This window comes from Variovorax boronicumulans (assembly GCF_019352895.1).
Classification (GTDB): Bacteria; Pseudomonadota; Gammaproteobacteria; order Burkholderiales; family Burkholderiaceae_C; genus Variovorax; species Variovorax boronicumulans_A.
Genome location: NZ_JAAAFX010000009.1, coordinates 635,009 through 655,769 on the forward strand (window position 1 = coordinate 635,009; position 20,761 = coordinate 655,769).

Genomic DNA, 20,761 nt, shown 5'->3' on the forward strand with positions numbered 1-20,761 from the left:
AAATGAACGGAAAACCGCCAAAAGAAGCCGATGCGGCAATTTGCAAGTTGTTGAACGTATTGGAACAAGAGGGAGCGCGGTGGCCTGAAATAACCTGAAAGCACCGGCATGACACGAGAGGAGGAATCAATTCCATGTGCGTGCCGGAGCTGCGTTTTTCCCACGTTGAAAACGCATGGTTCTTTCATCTCGGAACACTGAAGGTATTGAAATGATCAAGCGTTGTATTTTGGGTGCTGTCGCTGCCATCTCCTTTTCTGCGCACGCCCAGAGTTCGGTCACCATCTACGGGATCATCGATGCCGGCCTGACCTACATCGACAATGAACGCGGCTACAGCGAATACCGGTTTGCGGACGGCGCCAATTACGGCAACCGCCTCGGATTCCGCGGCGCGGAGGATCTGGGCGGCGGACTGCGCGCGCTGTTCAACCTGGAAATGGGCTTCAACCTGAAGAACGGTACCTTGGCGCAGGGCGGCCGCGGCTTCGGCCGGCAGGCCTGGGTCGGCCTCGAGAGTGCGTCGCTGGGCACCCTCACCGCCGGCCGCCAGTACGACTTCGTGCGGGAGTACCTGACCCAGTTCAACTACGGCGGCTTCGCCAGCGTCTACGCGGGCCACCAGGGCGACTACGACCGCATTTCCGGCAAGCAGATGGACAACTCGGTGAAGTACCTGAGCCCGAATTTCGGCGGCTTCACCTTCGGCGCCATGTTCGCTTTCGGCGAGCAGATCGACGCCTTCAAGAAGAAGAGCCAGTTCAGCCTGGGCAGCGGCTACCGGAACGGCGCGCTCACCATCGGCGCGGCCTACGTGCGCATCAACGACACCACGGTCTTCCCGTACGCCCAGACCGGCGTGTACTCGTTCATGGGCCTGCCCTCGGCGGCGCAGGGCCCGACGCCCAACAGCGTGGTCGACTTCTACCCGGTCACGGGCGCCGGCTTCACCGTCGACAAGCAGGAGGTGGCCGGCATCGGCGCGAGCTACAAGTTCGAGAAGTTCCTGCTGGCGGCGAACACCACGGCCACCCGTTTCACCAAGGGCGCCAACAGCACCACGCAGAACGTCTACGAGATCGGCGGCATGTACTTCCTCGACGGCCCGTGGGCGCTGGTCGGCGGCTACCAGCACGTGACCATGGAAGACGACAAGTGGAACCAGTACACCGGGGCGGTGCGCTACAGCTTCTCGAAGCGCACCACGGTCTACGCCTCGGTGTCGTACCTGCGCAGTTCGTCGAAGGTCAACGCCTCGCAGGGAGCGGCCTTCTACATGCAGCCATCGAGCGACAACGCGCAGACGACCTACCGCGTCGCGCTCGTGCACTCGTTCTGAAAGAAGGGTGGGGCGCATGAATCCGACCATGCCATTGCGCTACTGGTGGCTGTGCATCTTCAGAACGCGGCCAGCCTTTCTCGCCACGGCCGGCATGTGACTTGCTCGCCCGCATGACATGCGGCATTCCGATTGCCGCCCCCCTTTGAACGCTCCGTCCGAAAGAACCCCATGACCACCGTCGACACCCTTTCCATCCGCAAGCTCAAGGACAACTACGGCGCCGAAGTGCTCGGCATCGACGTGTCCGCCGGCGACGCCGAGACCCTGCAGGAGGTGGTCAACACCTTCAACCTGCACGGCGCGGTGCTGCTGCGCGGCCAGTCGCTCACGCCGGCGCAACTGGTGAACTTCGCGCGCGCCTTCGGCGAACCCGAGGGCCACACCATCAAGGAGCACACGATGCCGGGCTTCCCGGAGATCTACATGCTTTCGAACCGCGAGGTCGGCGGCAAGCCGATCGGCAGCCACCGCGACGGCGTGGGCTGGCACACCGACTACTCCTACAAGGAGCAACCCGTGATGTGCACCATGCTCTATGCGGTCGAGGTGCCGGCCGAGGGCGGTGACACGCTGCTGGCCGACATGTGCGCCGCCTACGACGCGCTGACCGAGGAGAAGCGCGCCGAGCTCGACGGCCTGAAGGTGCACCACAGCTACGAGCACCTGATGACCACGCGGCTCTATGCCAAGCGCGAGCTCTCGGCCGAGCTCAAGGCCGAGAACCCCGACGTGATCCATCCGCTGATCCGCACCCATCCGGCCAACGGCCGCAAGGCGCTGTGGCCCAGCAGCGGCACGGTGAAGGGCGTGGTCGGCATGGACAACCCCGAGGGCGTGGACCTGGTCGAGTCGCTGGTCGAGTACGCGACGCAGCCGGAGTTCGTCTACCGCCATCGGTGGCAGGTCGGCGACCTGCTGGTCTGGGACAACCGCTGCTCGCTGCACACCGGCTCCCTGTTCGACGACAAGAAGTACATCCGCGAGGCCCATCGGCTCTGGGTCAAGGGCGACAAGCCTTACTGATCCGCTGCACCGACCTCCGCCGCACCCGTCGCGCCGGAGGTTTTCTTTCCCCGCTGAGGAACCGCCATGATCCATCGCCGCCAATTCACGCAGTCCGTTTCCACCGGCCTCGCCGGCCTGCTGCTCGCGCAATGGGGCCTCGACGCCAGCGCGGCGACCGAGCAGGTGCGCATCGCCTATCCGATCGACGTGCCGAGCTGGGACCCGAGCCGCAGCGCCGCGCCCAACCCCACCGCGCTGTTCAAGTGCGTGTTCGACCAGCCGCTGGAATACACGGCCGATTCGACACTCCAGCCCGGCGTGGTCACCGCCTGGGAGTGGCTCGACAAGGAAGGCCTGGTGCTGCAGCTGGACCTGCGCGACGACGTGTACTTCCACAACGGCGACAAGCTGACGTCGGCGGATTTCAAGTTCACCTTCTTCGAGCGGCTGCGCGCCGAGAAGGGGCTGCAGCTGAGCTTCATCTGGAGCGGCATCACCGCCATCGACACGCCGACGCCCAAGCGGGCGATCGTCCGCTTCGCCAAGCCGATGGTCACGGCGCCGCAGTTCCTGGGCTACAGCGCGGCCTTCATCCTGCCCAAGGCTTACTTCGAGAAGGTCGGGCTCGACGGCTTCCTCGCCAAGCCCATCGGCTCGGGCCCGTACCGGCTGGTCGACCATCAGCGCGATGCGAGCATCACGCTCGAGGCCTTCGACAAATACTGGCGCGGGCCGGCGAAGATCAAGCGGTTGGTGTTCCAGGTCGTGAAGGACCCGACCACGCGCGTCTCGGCCGTGCAGTCGGGGCAGGTGCAGGTGGCCGTCGCGCTGCCGATGCGCGAGGCGCTGCGCCTGGGCCAGAGCAAGGGCCTGGCCAACAGCCTCACGCCCACGGTCGACACCTACCTGATCCAGATGGTCAACAGCGGCCCGCTGGTCGACAGGAACGTGCGGCTCGCGATGCACCACGCGATCGACAAGCAGGCGATCTCCAAGGCCTTCTTCAACGGCATCGCGGCGCCGCTGTCGACCGCGGCAGCGCCGGGCACGCCGGCCTATGCGCCCGACTACCGCTTCGCCTTCGATACCGCCCAGGCGCAGGCCCTGCTCAAGGCCGCGGGCTACGGGCCGCAGAAGCCGGTGCAGTTCCGCTTCTTCGCGACCAACGGCATCTACCCGAACGACTTCGAGATCGCGCGGGCCATCGTGCAGATGTGGAAGAAGGTGGGCATCGAGGCGGCGCTGGAAGTCATCGAGACCGCGCAGTACTACCCCAAGGTGCAGGCCGGCAAGCTCGAGGGCCCGACGCTCTGGTTCTGGACCAATGCCACCGGCGACCCGGAGCTCTCGGCCGGCTACTACCTCGATCCCAAGAAGAGCTTCTCGGTCTGGCGCAGCGCCGACGTGTCGACGCAGCTCGATCCGCTGCTGGTCGAGCTCGACGACCGGAAGCGCATCGAGGGCTACCGGAAATTCCACGTCTGGGCGGTGGAACAGGGCTATTCGTTGCCGCTGGTACAGGGTGTCTCGACGGTGGCCTATGCGAAGGCCGAGGCCGCCTACAGGCCCTTCAAGAACGGCTGGATCCTGCCGTATTACTGGCAGGCCTGACAGCCGACGCCGATCCTGCAAAAGCCGCGGCACCGCAATGCCGCGGCTTTTTTTGCGTCTGTATTCAGGCGGTGGCGCGGTTCTCGCTATGGGTCGAAACCGATGTCTCGCTGCACGCCGCTCTCGATCGCCCACGGCCCAAGATGGTGCGCACCCAGGCCATTGCCCGTGCGCCTGACGCCAAGACCCATTCGGGGGCGACTCCTAAGATCATTGCATCCAAAAGCCTTTCTTTTCGGAAATTCCAATTCCTCCAAAAGAATTCATTCTGAAAGCGCAGCAATGACTTTTCATCCCACGGACCAATTCTTCGAAGAACTCGACAGCTCGGTCCTGTCCGTTCAAAAAGCGCGGGCATTGCCCCCGGTCTGCTATACCGATCGGAATTTCTACGAATTCGAGAAGGAAGCCGTTTTCAACCATGAATGGCTGTGCGTCGGCCGCGAATCGTGGGTGGCGAAGGCCGGCGACTATTTCACGACGAAGATCATCGGCGAGCCGCTGGTGATCGCGCGCAACCGGCTGGGCGAGATCAAGGCCATGTCCTCGGTCTGCCAGCACCGCGCCATGCTGGTGGCCGAGGGCCACGGCAACGCCAAGGCCTTCCTGTGCCCGTACCACCACTGGGCCTACTCGCTCGACGGCGAACTGATCGGTGCGCCGGCCATGGAGCAGACCGTGGGCTTCGACAAGAAGGCCTTCTGCCTGCCGACGCTCCAGGTCGAGGTCTGGCAGGGCTTCGTGTTCGTGAACTTCGATCCGGCGGCCGCGCCGCTCGCGCCGCGCCTCGCGGAAGTGACCGAGGCGCTGGCGAACTTCGACTTGGCCAACCTCGATGGCCCGCGGCCTGACAAGCCGGCGCATTTCGCCTGGAACTGGAAGGTCATGTTCGAGAACAACAACGACGGCTACCACGCCAACCGGCTGCACCACGGCCCGCTGCACGACTTCGTGCCGAGCGCGATGGCGAGCTTCCCGGAGCTGCCCGAGACCACCGCCGGCTACTACCGCTTCAACGGCACGCTGCACCAGGATGCGAGCTTCAACGCCACGCAGAAGGCGATCCTGCCGGTGTTCCCGAAGCTCACGCTCGAGGAGCGCAACCGCATGATGTTCGCCAACATCCCGCCCACGCTGTCGCTGGTGATGATGAGCGACATGGTGATCTACATGATCCTGCGCGCCGACGGCCCCGAGACGCACGAGATGGACACCGGCCTGCTGTTCGCGCCCGGTGCCATGCAGGACCCGCTGTTCCAGCAGCGCATGGCGATGAACATGCACGCGGCCAACGAGATCATCGCGCAGGACCTGCATGTCGACGAGCTGGTGCAGGTCGGCCTGCGCTCGCGCTTCGCGACCCGCGGTCGCTACTCCTGGCAGGAGCAGGCGCAGCGCGAGTTCAACAACTGGCTGGTGCCGCGCTACCAGTCGACCTGGAAGGCCGGCGGGAAGAAGGGCGTGCGCATTCCCATCCGACCCGTCGCCGACACGGCAGCGGCGCACAGTTGCTGAGCGCTACCGCGGAACGCCTCGCCATGTCCACTTCCTCTGCGCTTCCCCGCCCGGTGCCGGCCGGTCGCCCGGGTGCCATTGCAGGCCGCGCCCTCGGTGCCCTGCCGACGCTGTGGCGCATCCTCTGGCGCATCCCGATGCTGCTGTTCCTCGCGGCGCTGGTATTCTTCGTGCTGCGCGTGCTGCCGGCCGACCCGATGGGCATGCTGCTGCCGCCCAGCGCCACGCCGGCCGACGTGCAGGCGCTGACCGCGGCGCTCGGCCTCGACAAGCCGATCCCGGTGCAGTTCGGCATCTGGCTGGGCCACGCGCTGCACGGCGACCTGGGCCGCACGATGCAGTCGGGGCTGGCGGTCACGCCGCTGATCCTCAAGGCGCTGCCCACCACGCTGCAGCTCATCGCCTGCGGCCTGCTGCTGGGCATGGTCTTCGGCATCGGCGGCGGGCTGCTGGCCTTTCGCTACCGCGGCACGCGCATCGAGCGCGCGGTCGAAGTGATCAACAGCATCTCGATCTCGGTGCCCGAGTTCCTCTGGGCGATCCTGCTGATCCTGGGCGTGGGTATCGGCCTGCAGTGGCTGCCCTTCCTCGGACAGCTCGATGCCGGCCTGAGGGTGCAGCCCGTCACAGGCTTCCTGCTGGTCGATGCGCTGGTGGCGGGCGACTTCGCGGCGCTGTGGAGCGCGATGAAGCACCTGGCCTTGCCCTCGATCGCGCTGTCCCTGGGCATCGCGCCGCCGCTGATGCGCATCCTGCACTCGAGCCTGCTCGACGCCTACACCGAGGACTACGTGGCCGCGGCGCGCCTGCGCGGCCTGAGCGAGAACCGCATCCTGATGCGGCACGCCTTGAAGAACGCGGCGCTGCCGACGGTCAGCATGCTGGGCATCCAGGCCAGCACGGTGATCGGCGGCACGCTGCTGATCGAGACCATCTTCGGCTTTCCCGGCATCGGCAGCCTGATGGTCAACGCCATCGGCGGCCACGACCTGCCGATGATCCAGGGGCTGGCGCTGACCTATGCCGTCGCCGTGCAGGCGGTGAACATGGTCACCGACGCGGTCCTGCTGCTGCTCAACCCCCGACTGCGAACGCCATGAGCACCTTGTCCCTCTCCGCGCCGGCGCCGCTGCGGCGCGTCCTCGGCGAACCTCGCGTCGTGATCGGCGCCGGCCTGTTGCTGCTGCTGATCGCGCTGGCGGTCTTCGCGCCCTGGCTCGCGCCGCACGGCCCCAACGAGCAGGACCTGCTCAGCACCTTGCTGCCGCCGGCCTGGGCCCCGGGCGGCGACCGGGCCTTTCCGCTGGGCACCGACGCGCTCGGCCAGTGCGTGCTGTCGCGGCTGATCTACAGCACCCGCGTCACCGTGATCATCGCGCTCACCGCGCCGCTGGGCGCCGCGCTGCTGGGTTGCACGCTGGCGCTGGTCGCGGGCTACCGCGGCGGGCGCACCGAATGGGCGATCCTGCGCATGGTCGACCTGTGGATGTCCTTTCCCGCGATCGTGCTGGCGCTGGTGCTGATGGTGGCGCTGTCGCCGGGCCTGCTGAACGTGATCATCGCGATCATCCTGGTCGACTGGACGCGCTTCTGCCGCGTGATCCGCGCCGACGTGGTGGTGCTGCGCCGCAAGGACTACGTGGCCGCCGCGCGCATCACCGGCGCATCGCACTGGCAGGTGGTGATGAAAGACATCGTGCCGGGCATCCTGCCCACGCTGATCTCGCTGATCAGCCTGGAGATGGGCATTTCGGTGGTGGCCGAGAGCATCCTGTCCTTCGTCGGCATGTCGGTCGAGCCCAACGTGCCGACCTGGGGCGTGATGATCGCCGACGGCCTGAAGAGCGTGTTCAGTTCGCCCTGGGGCCTGATCGCGCCGGTGCTGTGCACGGTGCTGACCGTGCTCGCCACCACCTGCCTCGGCGACGGCCTGCGCCGCACGACCGATCCCCGCCTGTTCAACCGTTCGGGGAGCTGAGCGATGAGCCTTCCTGCCCATGCCATGCCCCTCGAGACCGCGGTGCCGCCGGTGCCGCCCGCACTGACCCGACCCGCCGGTGCCGTGCTGCTCGAGGCCCGCGGCCTGACCGTGTCCGCACCGGGCCGGCCCGAGCGGCTGCAGGTGCTACGCGACCTGAGCTTCACCTTGCGGGCCGGCGCCACGCTGGGCCTGGTCGGCGAGTCCGGCGCCGGCAAGAGCATGATCGGCCGGGTGCTCGCGCGACATCTGCCCGAGGGCTTCGCGGTCGACGCGGGCACGCTGTGCTTCGGCGACGACGACCTGCTCGGCATGCCGGCCGAGGACCACCGGCGCCTGCTCGGCGCGCGCATCGCCTTCATCCCGCAGGAGCCGATGACGGCGCTGAACCCGGTGCTCACCATCGGCCAGCAGCTGCAGGAACACCTGCTGCGCCTGGGCATCGCCAAGGACGAGTGGCGCGAGCGCGCGACTGCGATGCTGGCCGAGGTGCGCATCCACCAGCCCGCGCAGGTGCTCGACAAGTACGCCTTCCAGCTCTCGGGCGGCATGTGCCAGCGCGTGATGATCGCGATGGCCTTCGCCGGCGATCCGCAGCTGGTGGTGTCCGACGAGGCCACCACCGCGCTCGATGCGAGCACGCAGGCGCACATCGTCACGCTGATCCGCGGGCTGCAGGAACGGCGCGGCACCGGCGTGGTCTTCGTGACGCACGACCTGGGCCTGGCTGCGCACGTGTGCGACGAACTGGTGGTGCTCTACGCGGGCGAGATGGCCGAGCGCGGCCCGGCCAAGCGGATCTTCACGCGCTCGCTGCATCCCTACACGCAGGCGCTGCAGCGCGCCAACCCGCACCTCACCGGCCCGCGCCGGCTGCTGTTCTCGCTGCCGGGCCAGATGCCGGGCATCAGCGACTTTCCGTCGCTGAAAGGCTGCCGCTTCCAGCCGCGCTGCGCGGTCGCGACCGAGGCCTGCGCCACCAGCGTGCCGCCGATGCGCGAGGTGCTGCCCGGCCACCATGTACGCTGCGTGCACGGCGCCGCCGCGCCCGAGCCGCTGCTGGCGGCGGACGCGAGCGACGCGACCCTCTTCCAGGCGCCGCGCATGAGCGAGTCGCCGTTCCTGCAGGTGCAGGGCTTGTCGAAGACCTACCGGCCGCGCGGCAGCTGGCTGCGTCGAGACACGCCGGTGCAGGCGGTGAAGGACGTGCACCTCAGCATCGCGCCCGGCGAATTCGTCGGCATCGTGGGCGAGAGCGGCAGCGGCAAATCGAGCCTGGCCCGGCTGGTGATGGGGCTGGAGAGCGCGAGCGAAGGCACGATCCTGCTCAACGGCCGGGCCCTGGTCGCCAAGGCCGAGGACTGGGAGCGCCGCATCGCCTCGATCCAGATGATCTTCCAGGACGCGCGCTCGGCCCTCAATCCGCGGCGCCGCGTGCAGAGCCTGGTCACCCAGTCGATGGAAAGCCGGCCCAACCTCCACAGCGACCGCGAAGCGCGCGCCCGCGAGCTGGTGGGCGACGTCGGCCTCGCGCCCGACATGCTGACGCGCTTTCCCTCCCAGATGTCGGGCGGCCAGCGGCAGCGCGTGAACATCGGCCGCGCACTGTGCGACCTGCCACAGCTGCTGGTGGCCGACGAGATCGTCTCGGGGCTCGACGTGTCGGTGCAGGCGCAGATCCTCAACCTGCTGCTGCGCATCCGGCGCGAACACAAGATCTCGCTGTTGTTGATCTCGCACGACCTGGCGGTGGTGCGCTACCTCTGCAGCCGCGTGCTGGTGATGCACCAGGGCGTGGTGGTCGAGAGCGGCGAGACCGAGCGCGTGCTGGCCGACCCGCAGCACGACTACACCCGCAGCCTGCTGGCGGCCGTGCCGCCGCGCGACCTCGGCCAGCGCTGGCCGGCGTGAGGCCCGGGCCGGCGCCGCTTTCCCTCAAGTCGCCATGCGCGGCGATGCAAGAGGAATCGGGTGGCGCCGCCCAAGAATGAAGTCCTTCAGGAGTGATTTGTTCATGCAATACGAGACGATCCAGGTGGCGCCCATGACGCTCACCATCGGCGCCGAGATCGGCGGCGTCGACCTCACGCAACCGCTGCACCCGCAGCAGGTGCACGAGATCCACGAGGCGCTGATGACGCACCAGGTGGTGTTCTTCCGCGACCAGAAGCTGGACTTCGAATCGCACCAGCGCTTCGCGCGCCACTACGGCGACCTGGTGCTGCACACCGGCGGTTTCGGCGTGGAAGGCTATCCCTACGTGGTGCCGATCCATGGCGACGCGAACTCCAAGTCGGTGGCCGGCGAGAGCTGGCACTCCGACCTGAGCTGCAACGAGGAGCCGCCGATGGGCAGCATCCTGCACCTGCACATCGTGCCGCCGATCGGTGGCGACACCCTGTTCTCGAGCCAGTACGCGGCCTACGAGGCGCTGTCCGGGCGCATGAAGGCCTACCTCGAAGGCCTGACCGCCGTGCACGACGCCGAGCACATCTATCGCAAGTACACCAGCGACCCGAGCAAGCGCTTTCCGGCCACCGCCCAGCCCATCGTGCGCACGCACCCGGTCACGAAGCGCAAGTGCCTGTTCGCCGATGCGCAGTACACGACCCACATCGTGGGCCTCGACAAGCCCGAGAGCGATGCGGTCCTGCGCTTTCTTTTCGCGCACTGCCAGAACCCGAACTTCCAGGTGCGCTTCCGCTGGCAGCCGCATTCGGTCGCGTTCTGGGACAACCGCTGCGTCGAGCACCACGCGGTGTGGGACTACTACCCCCAGACCCGTTCGGGCCACCGCGTGACCATCCAGGGCGACAAGCCCTTCTGAACCGACTTTCCTTCACGGAGCGCTTCTTCCCATGACCCACCGCAGAGATTTCGTCACCAAGCTGCCGCTCGCGCTGTTCGGCGCGACGATGGCCACCACCTTCGGCACCGGTGCGTTCGCGCAGGACGCGCGCACCGTGACCGTCGCGTTCCCGATGGACATCCTGAGCTGGGACCCGGTGTCGCTCAATCCCACGCAGTCGGCCGTCATCAAGTGCGTGTATGACCAGCCGCTCGAGCTCGCGCCGGACCTCCAATTCGCGCCCAGCGTGGTGTCGGATTTCAAGTGGCTCAACAAGGACTGCACGCTGCTGGAATTGAACTTCCGCGACGGCGTGACCTTCCACAACGGCGACCGGCTCACGTCGGCCGATTTCAAGTTCTCCTTCCTCGACCGGCCGCGCGCGCAGAAGGCCTCATTGCTGGCGGGCGTGTGGTCGGCGATCGAATCGATCGACACGCCGACCCCGCTCAAGGCGGTGGTGAAGTTCAGCACGCCGATGGCGATCGCGCCGGTGATGTTCGCCGACATCCCGGCCTATATCCTGCCCAAGGCCTACTACGAGAAGGTGGGCAAAGACGGCTTCGAGGCCAGGCCGATCGGCTCGGGCCCGTACCGGCTGGTCGAGTACCAGCGCGACCAGCGCATCGTGCTCGAGGCCTACGAGGGCTACTGGCTCGGGCCGGCCAAGGTGAAGCGGCTGGTGTTCCAGGTGACCAAGGACCCGACCGCCCGCGCCGCCGCGATGCAGGCCGGCCAGGCCGACCTGACGATGAACATCCCGGTGCGCGAGGCCGAACGCCTGGGCGCGCTGCCGGGCCTGTCGCCGCACCTGGACTCGACCACCGGCGTGATCTTCCTGCAGATGGCCAACAAGGGCATCCTCACCGACAGGAACGTGCGCCTGGCCTGCCATCATGCGATCGACAAGGCGGCGATCTCGAAGGCGCTGTTCGGCGGCCATGCGACCGCGGTCTCCATGCCCGCCGGGCCGGGCTTCCCGGCCTATGTGCCGGACTTCAGGATCGTCTTCGATCCCGAGAAGGCCAAGGCGCTGCTGGCGGCTTCGGGCTACAACGCGGCCAACCCGGCCAAGCTCAATTTCTACACGAGCAAGGGCGTGTTCGCGAGCGACTTCGACACCGCGCGCGTGATCGCCCAGATGTGGCAGAAGGTCGGCATCGAGGTCAACCTGCAGGTGCTCGACAGCCCGGCGCTCTACGAGTACCAGCGCACCGGCAAGTTCGACGGCCCGGTGCTCAAGCCCTTCAATCCGGCCGCGGGCGACCCGGGCACCTATTCGGGCTACATGCTCGACCCGAAGATGAGCTTCTCGATCTGGAAGGGCGAGGACATCCCGCCCAGGCTGTATCCGCTGATGGGCGAGCCCGACTACGCCAAGCGCATCGAGGGCTTCAAGGCCTTCGACATGTGGCAGGTGGCGCAGGGCTATTCGATCCCGCTGTTCCTCGGCCTGAGCACCATCGTCGCCAAGAAGTCCCTGGGCTTCAAGCCGTACCGGAGCGGCATCCTGATTCCCTACAGCTGGGTCTGAGCCGTTTTTTTCCTCGCCGCATCGCCGCGGCACCTTCCAACCCCCATCCTCTTTCTCAAGGACATCCACATGACACTCACCATCGTCGGTTACGGCAACGTCGGCTCCGGCCTCGCCAAGCAATTCGTCAAGGCCGGCCACCGGGTGACGCTGACCGGCCGCTCGCTCGACAAGGTCCAGGCCGTGGCCGAATCGCTGGGCGCGCAGGCGCTGCCGCTCGACCAGGCCGCGAAGAACGTCGAGGTGCTGGTGCTGGCCGTGCCCTACGACCAGGCGCCGGCTGCGCTCGCCGCGCTGGGCGACCTCAAGGGCAAGGTCATCGTCGACGTCTCGAACCCGCTGACGGCCGACTACATGGGCCTGACCGTGGGCTTCAGCACCTCGGCGGCCGAGGAGATCGCCAAGGCCGTGCCGACCGCGCATGTGGTGAAGGCTTTCAACACCCTGTTCGCGCAGGTCATGCATCAAGGCGCGGGCTTCGGCGACGCCAAGGGCAGCGTGTTCTTCGCCGGCGACGAAGCCAAGGCCAAGGACACGGTCAAGGCGCTGATCGAGAGCATCGGTTTCGATGCAGTCGACGCGGGTGGCCTGAAGAATGCGCGCTACCTCGAGCCGGTGGCGGGCCTGAACATCTACTTCGGCTACGGCGCGGGGTTGGGCACGCAGATCGCGCCGGCCTGGCTCCAGCGCTGAGAGCAGGCGAAAACGGGCGCGAAGCCCTTCCCACCGACCCGGCAGCCGCCGGGTTTTTTTGCGCCAGGCCGCCGCTTCAGTCGCCCTGCGCCTCGGCGCTCTCGCTCTCGACGAGCCCCAGCTGCGCCTGCCGGTAGGCCCGCGGCGTGGTCCCGAACTCGGCGCGGAAGCTGCGGCTGAAATGGGCCGGGTCGCTGAAACCCCAGCGGAAGCAGATGTCGGAGATCGACAGGTGGCGATGCAGCGTACTTTGCAGGTCGGAGCGGCAGCGCTCGAGCCGCCGCTGGCGCAGGTAGTGGCCGAAGCTGTGGCCCGCGGCCTCGAACAGCTTCTGCACATAGCGCAGCGAGGCATGCTGCTCGGCGGCGATCTTTCCGACCGTGAGCTCGGGGTCGCCCAGCTGGTTCTCGATCGACTGGCAGATGCGCTGATAGTGCACGAGACGCGCCGCGCTGCCGAAGGTCTGCAGCGCGGTGCTGCCGGCCAGGCTCACCACCACGAACTCGGTCAGCGCCAGCTCGATGGGGCGCAGCTCGGCGGCGTCGAGCGCCTCCATGTTGTCGGCCACCGAGGCCAGCATGCCGGCGAAGATGCGGTTGATGGCCTTGTGCCCCGACAGGGTGCCGGTGCGCAGCGAGCCCAGGTTGACCAGCCGCGGATGCAGCATCAGCTGCGGGATCTTCACGTAGAGCATGCGGAAGTCGCTCTTGAGCGTGAGCGTGGAATCGACACCGGTCGGGCCGTAGATGATGTCGCCGGGCATCAGGTCGATGATCGGCTCGCCCTGGCTGCCGCCGAAGGCGAAGCGGCCCTCCATCAGGATCGACAGCCAGACCGAGAAGGGCTGGTCGGCCGAGCGGCCCGAGATGGTCTGCGGCGAGGCGCTCATGCGGGCGAATTCGATGCCCTGCGGCGACACCAGGCTGGCTACGTCGCCGTGGAAGGCGGAATGGGTGCCGAGCTGGCCGACGGCAGGCAGGTGCAGGCGGGTCAGCGCCTGCTGCCAGACGCGCGAGCGTTCGCCCTGTGTGTAGGTATGGGTGGAAACATTCCATGCATTCACGGTGGACCTCCGGTGGCTGGTTCTGAACGGTGCGGATGCGGCCGTTCTTCGACTTGCGTCAAGGTCCTGAGCAATTTTCCGGCCACCGCGAGGGCGGAGGCGCCGATCGACAAGTCGCCGTGCGTGCCGTGGCGACTGGGCGCCGGTTCGGCGTTGCGCGTCGGGCTGCGCGTCGGTTGCTGGCCGGGAGGCGTGCCGCGCTGTCAGGTGATGTGCCTGACGGCGCGCACCGTCGCCAGCCTGGTGCCGCGGTGGCCGCCGTTCAGGCACTTCAGGGGCGTGTGCACCGCAATGGTGTTCTCGTCGCCCACGAAACGGTACGCGCCCCCCCGGGAGCGCAGGCCCGTGATCGGCGACGCGGGCCTGCGGTCGAAGCGCTGTCCGGGCCGGTCGCCCAGCGGATCATGGTGCGCGCCGGCTCAGAACCCCTTGGGCGGGAAGATGTCGCGCGGGATGCGCACATGCGCGCCCTGCGTGGCGTCGACCACCTGCGTCACGCCGAAGTCGGCAGCCACGCTCATCAGCGAATAGCTGTCGTTGCGCGACAGGCCGTGGTGCTCGTTCAGGAGCTTGAGCATGTCGAGCGCGGCGTTGCGCGTGGCCACGTTGAGGTCCGGGTCGAAGCCGTGGACGATGAAGGAATCCTCGGTCTCGAGCAGTGGTGAGGGGAAGAAGAAGTCCTTGCGCAGGATGATCTGCATCGTCACGTTGAGCGAGCTCTCGATGGCCGTGCCGCTGATCTCGCCGTCGCCCTGCGACACGTGCGGGTCGCCGATGGAGAACAGCGCGCCGTCGACCTGCACCGGGTAGTACATGGTCGCGCCCGCGCCGATGCGCCAGTTGTCGATGTTGCCGCCGTGCAGGCCCGGCGGGATGGTGCTCACGCGGCCATGCACGTTGGGCGCCACGCCGGCCGTGCCGAGGTGGGGGCGCACCGGCACCCGCACGCCCTTGAGCGCTTCCTGCCGGTCGCACACCGGGCATTCGGTGACCGTGCCGGGCACCAGGTACTTGCCGGGGAAGTCGTAGGCGTACATCGCGCGTGCATTGTTCGAGTTCGGGTCGAGTTCGTAGATGGTCACGCGTTCCTTCTCGTCGAATTCCTTGTAGAGGTAGCCCCAGTTGGCCGCGAGGTTGGAGCCGTAGTTGTTGCGCGGCGTCATGCGGTGGTAGCGCACCTCCAGCATGTCGCCCGGCTTGGCGCCTTCGACATGGATCGGGCCGGTCATGATGTGCACGCCGGGGTTGCGGTCCTCCTCGGGGATCTCCTTGAAGATCTTCCAGACCGCGTCGTCCATCATCAGCTCGGGGGCATCGCCCGCATGGTGCGTGATGGCCTCGGCATGCACCAGGTCGCCGCTCTTGACCTTGAGCGAGGGCGCCTGCGCCGGATCGAAGTAGCCCCAATGCACGTTCTGTGGCGTGGCACGCAGGATGTGCAGCGCGCCGGGTTCGACAGGGGCGCGGCGTTGGTTGTGTTCGCAGATGAGGGCCATCGGGGTGCTCTTGGCGGTGGTGGAGGAAACAGGGGAGGAGGGCGGGCGCTCAGAGGTCCAGGACCAGCAAGGGCGTCTTCGAGCGCGAGCAGCAGGGCGTGAACGCGGTGTTGGCCGCCTGCTCCTCGGCACTCAGCAGCAGGTCGCGGTGGTCGGGCACGCCCGCCAGCACCCGCGTACGGCAGCTGCCGCACACGCCGACCTCGCAGGACACCGGGATCTGCACGCCAGCTGCGGCCAGGGCCTGCGTCACGCTCTGGTCGGCCGCGACGGGAATGCGGCGGCCGGTCGACGCGATCTCGACCTCGAAGGCTTCGCAGCCGCCCTCGACCGGTGCCGGCGCGGGCGCGCCGAAGCGTTCGAAATGGATGTGGTCGCCGGCCCAACCCTGTTCGCGGGCGATGCGGTCGGCCGCGTCGATCATGCCGCCGGGCCCGCACACGTAGAGGTGGCGTCCGGGGCGTCCGCGGCCCAGCAGGGTCGGGAGGTCCATGGCGCCCACGCCCCTGCCGTCGTCGGCATAGAGATGTACCCGGTGGCCGAAGAGGCCCGAGCGCAGCAGCGGCAGGAAGGCCATGTGCTCCAGCGAGCGGCCGCTGAAGTGCAGTTCGAAATCGGTACCAGCCGCCGTCAGGGCCAGCGCCATGCTCAGCACCGGTGTCACGCCGATGCCGCCGGCCAGCAGCAGCGGCGGCTGTTCGATGGGCGCGTGCAGGGCGAAATGATTGAGGGGGCCGCGCACCGTCAGCGTGTCGCCGGCCGCGGCGGTGTCGCACAGCTGCATCGAAGCACCGCGACCGCCGACTTCCCGCTGCACCGCGATCCGGTAGCGCGCACGATCGGCCGGCGGGCTGCACAGGGAGTAGTGCCGGATCAGCCCGGCGATCTTCACTTCGAGGTGGGCGCCGGCGCTGAAGGCCGGCAGCACGGCGCCGTCGGCGCGCGCCAGGTCGAACACGACGATGTCACGCGTCTCGTTGCGCCGGGCCACGACCTGCAGCGCGAACCATGGGCTCGGATCGATCGGCGACGCGGGGGCCGCGGTGCACTGGATGAGGGGTGCGGAAGACATGCGGTGAAGGGGGTGGAAGGTCGCTTGGATCACTGTGGGGTGATGCTAGGGACGCCGCTTGAGGGTGTCTTGCGCGTGGGTGCACGGGGGCTTGTTGCCGGGCCGCCGTGCGGCGGGCGCGGCTCGGCGATGCCGTACAGCCAGCGAGGCCTCGACCGGCGCTACGGATGTCGTGAAGGCGAACGCACGGCTTCCGCCGGCACGTCGCGTTCCAGCCACCGCAGGCCCGCCCAGGCCGCCACACCGAGGTAGATGAAGCCGCCCGGCACCCACATCACCAGGCCGGCCATCTGCTGGTCCCAGAGCTCCCGCGATTCGCGCCAGTACAGGGGCGTGCTCGCGAAGGTGAGCAACGCGCCCAGCATGCCGGTGTGGGTGGCGGTGAAGAGCAGCGCCATCGCGGCGGCCGGTGCGCCACTGCGGCCGGCCTGCAGCACCGACCACCAGAAGAGCCAGCCGGTCAGCAGGAAGGACAGGTGCTCGAGCACGTGCAGGCCGGTGTGGACCACCGCGGCCATGTACGGTCCCGGCGCATGCCAGATCCAGATGGCCGCGGCATGCAGCAAGGCACAGGTGCCCGGGCGACGGCCCAGTTGAAGCAGCGGACGCCAGACCACGTCCGACGACGGGCCGAGCAGCGCACGCCACTGCGGCAGCGGGCGCGCCACCACCAGCAGCGGCGCCACGACCACCATCAGCAGCATGTGCTGCACCATGTGAAGCGCACTGCTGGATTCGGCCCAATCGTCGAAGGGCCCGAAGAGGGCCAGCCCGGCCACCAGCATGGCGCCGTGGAAGGCGAGGCGTCGGCCGAAGCTGGGGCGCTTCCGGGCCGCGCCGAAGGGATAGGCGAACCACGCCACCACGAAGACGGCCTGCGACAGCCAGATGGGCGCGTGCGCGGCGTCACCCGAGAAGATGGCACCGTGGGCATGCGCGGACGTCGCGCCCAGCAGCACGGCCAGCGCGATGGCGATGCGCCCGCTCAGATGCATGGCCAGAGCAGCAGCAACGGGAAGCCCACGAAGAGCGTCGAGAGGGCGGCGACCACATGCAAGGCCGACGCGCAGCGGGCGATGAACCGCCCGACGCCGCCGTCGGCCGCCCTGTCGATGCGCGAGGCCGCGCGTCCGCAGGCGAGCGCGGCCCATGCGAGGCCGCTGGCGGTCGCCAGGGTCACGGCGGCGAGCAGCAGGTTGATGCCGCTGAACACGCCACGCTGCGCCGTCGCGTCCGCGGAGGCTGCGCTGCATGCCACCGACAGGCCGCCATACACCACGACGAACCACAGCGCCCAGACGCTCAGGCCTGCCAGCAATTGCAAGGGATGGGTGGCAAAAGGCATGCGCATGATCGCGGCAAGCTCAGCGTGCAAACGCCAGCGGGACGAACGCGAAGGCCACCCAACCCACGCCGGCCGCGCCGAGGGTGAAGGACCAGAAAACGGCGACCACTCCCGGCTCGTAGGGCGCGTGGGCTCCGACGTGGCCGCGCTGCACGCGCACCGCCTGCAGCGCGGCCAGCACCGTGGCCAGGCCGGTATGGAAAAGCAGGAAGCACAAGGCGAAGGCGATCATGGCGTCGTGCGCGCTGGCCGTCGGTTCCAGCGGCGCCGTGGCGAGCAACCGCACGAGCAGTCCACTCGCGGCCAGGCCGCAGAGCGCGGCCGCCCAGAGCAGCGTGGCGAGCTGGCGATCCAGGCCGGCACGCAGTTGACGCTGTACACGCCCGAACAGCCATCGGCCCATCGCGAGTGCCACCACGGTGGCGGGAAGCACCCAGCTGCCCAGCGGCGACACGGCGGGCGGCTGCCATTGCGGCGCCACCGTCCACAGGAAGAACCAGCCGAAGACCAGCGAGCCATAGAGCGCGCCATCGGCCATCATCGTGAGCCCCATGCCCCACAGCCCGGGGCCGTCGAAAGTGAAGGGGTGGAGCCTCAGCCCGGCCGGTCGCGCGTGCAGGGCGTCGTCTCCGGCACCCACCACGCTCGGGTGGGCGCCGTTGACCCACGACCAGCGCAGCAGGACGATGGCCGCGATGACGCTCACCGCGAGCGCCGGGACGTACGCCTTCGTCAGCAGCATCACGCACAGCGCCGACAGCAGCAGGCCGGCGACCAGCGGCAACCAGGAGTTGTTCGGCAGCAGGAGGACCTCGCGTGCCTGTCCGCTGACCGGGTCGGTGCCCAGCGTCTCCCGCCGGTCGTGCCCGGGTTCCGCCAGGGCATGGCGCCCTTGTGAAATGCTTTGCGGCAGGGCCGCGTCGTCCCACAGCGGGTGCCGCGTGGCGATGGCCGGCTGGCTGGCGAAGTTGTAGGCCGCCGGCGGCAGGCGGGTGGCCCATTCCAGCGTGTCCGCATCCCAGGGGTTCGCGGGCGCCTTGCGCCCGAAGCGGAAGTGCAGCGCGATGTCGAGCAGCACCGTGGCGACGCCGAAGGCCATCAGGAAACTGAACACCGACGAGACCAGGTTGGGGAGGTCCCAGCCGAGCCCGGCGTCGTAGGTGTAGACGCGCCTCGGCATGCCCAGCAGTCCGGTCCAGTGCATGACGAGGAAGGTGCCGTTGAAGCCGACGAAGGTGAGCCAGAAGCCGATCTTCGACAGCCGCTCCGAGGGCATCCGGCCGCTGAAGTGCGGCAGCCAGTAGTAGACGCCCGCGAGCAGCGGGAACAGCATCCCGCCGACCAGCACATAGTGGAAATGCGCCACCACGAAGTGGGTGTCGTGGACCTGCCAGTTGAAGGGCACGAGCGCGAGCATCACGCCGGTCAGTCCGCCGGCGACGAAGACCGTGAGGAAGGCGCCGATCCACAGCATGGGCGCGCGCCACACGGGGCGGCCGGTCCAGAGGGTGGCGATCCAGGCGAACAGCTGCACCCCCGTGGGGATGCCCACCAGCATGCTCGCGGCCGAGAAGAAGGCCTGCGCCAGGGCCGGGATGCCGAGCGTGAACATGTGGTGCACCCACAGGCCAAAGCTGATGAAGCCGATGCTGATGAGCGACACCACCACCCAGCGGTAGCCCACCAGCGAGCGGCGCGCGAACACCGGCACGATGGTCGACACGACACCGGCCGCGGGCAGGAAGACGATGTAGACCTCGGGGTGGCCGAACAGCCAGAAGAGGTGGGCCCAGAGCAGCGGGTCGCCACCGCGCGTGGGGTCGAAGAAGACCCAGCCGGCGGCGCGTTCGAGCTCGAGCAGCATCGAGCCGAGGATCAGCGGCGGAAAGCCCAGCACGATCATCATCGAGGTCACGAGCATGGCCCAGGCAAAGATCGGCATCTGGTGCAGCGCCATGCCCGGCGCGCGCGTGCGCAGGATCGACACGGCGATCTCGATGGCGGCGGCCATCGTCGAGATCTCCACGAAGGTGATGCCGAGCAGCCAGAAGTCGGCATGGATGCCGGGCGAGTAGACGTTGCTCGACAGCGGCGTGTACATGAACCAGCCGGCATTCGGCGCCAGGCCGAACAGCAGGCTGCTGGTGAAGATGAGGCCGCCGAACAGGTAGCACCAGTAGCCGAAGGCCGAGAGCCGGGGGAACACCAGGTCGCGCGCGCCGAGCATCTTGGGCAGCAGGTACGCGGCCAGCCCCTGCAGGATCGGCACGGCGAACAGGAACATCATCATCGTCCCGTGCATCGTGAAGGCCTGGTTGTAGGCCTCCGCGCCCATGAACGCGTGGTTGGGCAAGGCCAGCTGCGCGCGCAGCAGCATGGCGAGCACGCCGGCGATGAGGAAGAAGACGCCGCCCGTCACCAGGAAGCGCAGCGCGATGGTGCTGTGGTTGACCGCCGCCAGCGCGCCCCAGCCGCGCGGGTTGCGCCAGATGCGCTCCAGCCGTTCGTGCAGGGCCTGGGCCTCGCGCTCTTGCGACAAGGTTCCCGCAGCGTTCTCGCTCGACGTGCTCATGGCACCTTTCCTTCTTCAGCGGCGGTGCCGGATCGGGCGCGCAGCCAGGCGTCGAAGGCCTCGGCCGGCACGACGTGCGCCATCATCGTCATGTGGGCATGGCCGGTGCCGCAGAACTCCGCGCACTGGCCGCGGTAGCTGCCGACGCGGTCGCCCTGGAGCCGCACGGTCAGGGTGCGGCCCGGCACCGCGTCCAGCTTGCCGCCCAGCGCGGGCACCCAGAAGGAGTGGATGACGTCGCTGCTCTTCGTCAGGATGTCCACCGGGCGACCGGCGGGCAGGCGCAATTCGTCGCGCAGCACGACGCCGTCGGGGTAGCGGATCTCCCACCACCACTGGTGGCCGATGGCTTCGATGCGCAGGGGCGCCGCGGCGCCGCCGGGCAGGGGCAGCTGGTGGAAGCCGGCGGGCGAACCGAAGATCAATAGCGCCGTCACGCTGACGGTCGGCAGCACCAGGCCACCCCCGACCAGCCAGCGGCGCTCCACGCGCCGTGCGCGCGTGGCGTCAAGGGCCGCGCGCGGGCGCATGGCCAGAAACCATGCGATGACGACGCCGGCGATCACCAGAAGCGCGACCGCGAACATCCACCACCACACGGCGGCGATGGCGCCGGCCGAAGGCCCCGCCGGATCGAGCATCGATTGCGGGCCCTTGCAGCCGGCGAGCAGCACAGCGCCCACGCAC

At 68.2% G+C, this 20,761-nt stretch carries 17 protein-coding genes; 10 read left to right on the forward strand and 7 right to left on the reverse strand.

Annotated elements, in window-relative coordinates; genetic code table 11:
* Positions 1–211: 211 nt before the first annotated feature.
* The 10 genes from K0H49_RS22050 to K0H49_RS22095 all read left to right on the forward strand — a co-directional run bounded on the left by K0H49_RS22050 (position 212) and on the right by K0H49_RS22095 (position 12,526).
* Complete coding sequence (locus K0H49_RS22050) at positions 212–1,339, forward strand: porin (RefSeq protein ID WP_219217059.1); 1,128 nt, start codon at positions 212–214, stop codon at positions 1,337–1,339.
* Positions 1,340–1,510: 171 nt separating this feature from the next.
* Positions 1,511–2,365, forward strand: a complete 855-nt coding sequence (locus tag K0H49_RS22055; protein WP_219217061.1) for a TauD/TfdA dioxygenase family protein — start codon at positions 1,511–1,513, stop codon at positions 2,363–2,365.
* A 66-nt stretch (positions 2,366–2,431) separates the two neighbouring features.
* On the forward strand, positions 2,432–3,958 hold the full coding sequence (locus K0H49_RS22060; protein ID WP_219217062.1) for an ABC transporter substrate-binding protein: 1,527 nt from the start codon (positions 2,432–2,434) through the stop codon (positions 3,956–3,958).
* Positions 3,959–4,240: 282 nt separating this feature from the next.
* The gene (locus tag K0H49_RS22065) at positions 4,241–5,473 is read left to right on the forward strand and encodes an aromatic ring-hydroxylating oxygenase subunit alpha (RefSeq protein WP_219217065.1); all 1,233 of its coding nucleotides are present in this window, start codon (positions 4,241–4,243) and stop codon (positions 5,471–5,473) included.
* Positions 5,474–5,496: 23 nt separating this feature from the next.
* Positions 5,497–6,573 carry an ABC transporter permease gene (locus K0H49_RS22070; RefSeq protein WP_219217067.1) on the forward strand — a complete coding sequence of 359 codons (1,077 nt, stop codon included), beginning with the start codon at positions 5,497–5,499 and terminating at the stop codon, positions 6,571–6,573.
* Positions 6,570–7,451, forward strand: a complete 882-nt coding sequence (locus K0H49_RS22075) for an ABC transporter permease (RefSeq protein ID WP_219217069.1) — start codon at positions 6,570–6,572, stop codon at positions 7,449–7,451. The genes K0H49_RS22070 and K0H49_RS22075 overlap by 4 nt, the downstream gene beginning before the upstream one ends.
* A 3-nt stretch (positions 7,452–7,454) precedes the next feature.
* Positions 7,455–9,362 carry a dipeptide ABC transporter ATP-binding protein gene (locus K0H49_RS22080; protein WP_257625069.1) on the forward strand — a complete coding sequence of 636 codons (1,908 nt, stop codon included), beginning with the start codon at positions 7,455–7,457 and terminating at the stop codon, positions 9,360–9,362.
* A 103-nt stretch (positions 9,363–9,465) separates the two neighbouring features.
* Positions 9,466–10,278, forward strand: a complete 813-nt coding sequence (locus K0H49_RS22085; RefSeq protein ID WP_219217071.1) for a TauD/TfdA dioxygenase family protein — start codon at positions 9,466–9,468, stop codon at positions 10,276–10,278.
* Between the two features lie 31 nt (positions 10,279–10,309).
* A complete protein-coding gene (locus K0H49_RS22090) occupies positions 10,310–11,833 on the forward strand; it encodes an ABC transporter substrate-binding protein (RefSeq protein WP_219217073.1) in 1,524 nt (507 codons plus the stop codon).
* Positions 11,834–11,902: 69 nt separating this feature from the next.
* Positions 11,903–12,526, forward strand: coding sequence for an NADPH-dependent F420 reductase (locus K0H49_RS22095; protein ID WP_219217081.1), 624 nt, complete (start codon positions 11,903–11,905; stop codon positions 12,524–12,526).
* Between the two features lie 76 nt (positions 12,527–12,602).
* On the opposite strand, the gene K0H49_RS30915 is transcribed toward K0H49_RS22095, so the two are convergent.
* The 7 genes from K0H49_RS30915 to coxB all read right to left on the reverse strand — a co-directional run bounded on the left by K0H49_RS30915 (position 12,603) and on the right by coxB (position 20,757).
* Complete coding sequence (locus tag K0H49_RS30915) at positions 12,603–13,589, reverse strand: AraC family transcriptional regulator (protein ID WP_219217083.1); 987 nt, start codon at positions 13,587–13,589, stop codon at positions 12,603–12,605.
* Positions 13,590–14,008: 419 nt separating this feature from the next.
* Positions 14,009–15,085 (reverse strand): acetamidase/formamidase family protein, encoded by a 1,077-nt coding sequence (locus K0H49_RS22105; RefSeq protein WP_219217085.1) that lies wholly within the window; start codon positions 15,083–15,085, stop codon positions 14,009–14,011.
* A gap of 49 nt (positions 15,086–15,134) precedes the next feature.
* Complete coding sequence (locus tag K0H49_RS22110) at positions 15,135–16,157, reverse strand: PDR/VanB family oxidoreductase (protein ID WP_219217087.1); 1,023 nt, start codon at positions 16,155–16,157, stop codon at positions 15,135–15,137.
* Positions 16,158–16,318: 161 nt separating this feature from the next.
* Positions 16,319–17,152, reverse strand: a complete 834-nt coding sequence (locus tag K0H49_RS22115) for a cytochrome c oxidase assembly protein (protein WP_219217089.1) — start codon at positions 17,150–17,152, stop codon at positions 16,319–16,321.
* Positions 17,143–17,502 carry a hypothetical protein gene (locus tag K0H49_RS22120; protein ID WP_219217091.1) on the reverse strand — a complete coding sequence of 120 codons (360 nt, stop codon included), beginning with the start codon at positions 17,500–17,502 and terminating at the stop codon, positions 17,143–17,145. Before K0H49_RS22120 ends, K0H49_RS22115 begins: the two co-directional genes overlap by 10 nt.
* Before the next feature lie 19 nt (positions 17,503–17,521).
* Positions 17,522–20,074 carry a cytochrome c oxidase subunit I gene (gene ctaD / locus K0H49_RS22125; protein WP_257625070.1) on the reverse strand — a complete coding sequence of 851 codons (2,553 nt, stop codon included), beginning with the start codon at positions 20,072–20,074 and terminating at the stop codon, positions 17,522–17,524.
* A complete protein-coding gene (gene coxB, locus K0H49_RS22130; protein ID WP_219217093.1) occupies positions 20,071–20,757 on the reverse strand; it encodes a cytochrome c oxidase subunit II in 687 nt (228 codons plus the stop codon). The genes ctaD and coxB overlap by 4 nt, the downstream gene beginning before the upstream one ends.
* Positions 20,758–20,761 lie beyond the last annotated feature (4 nt).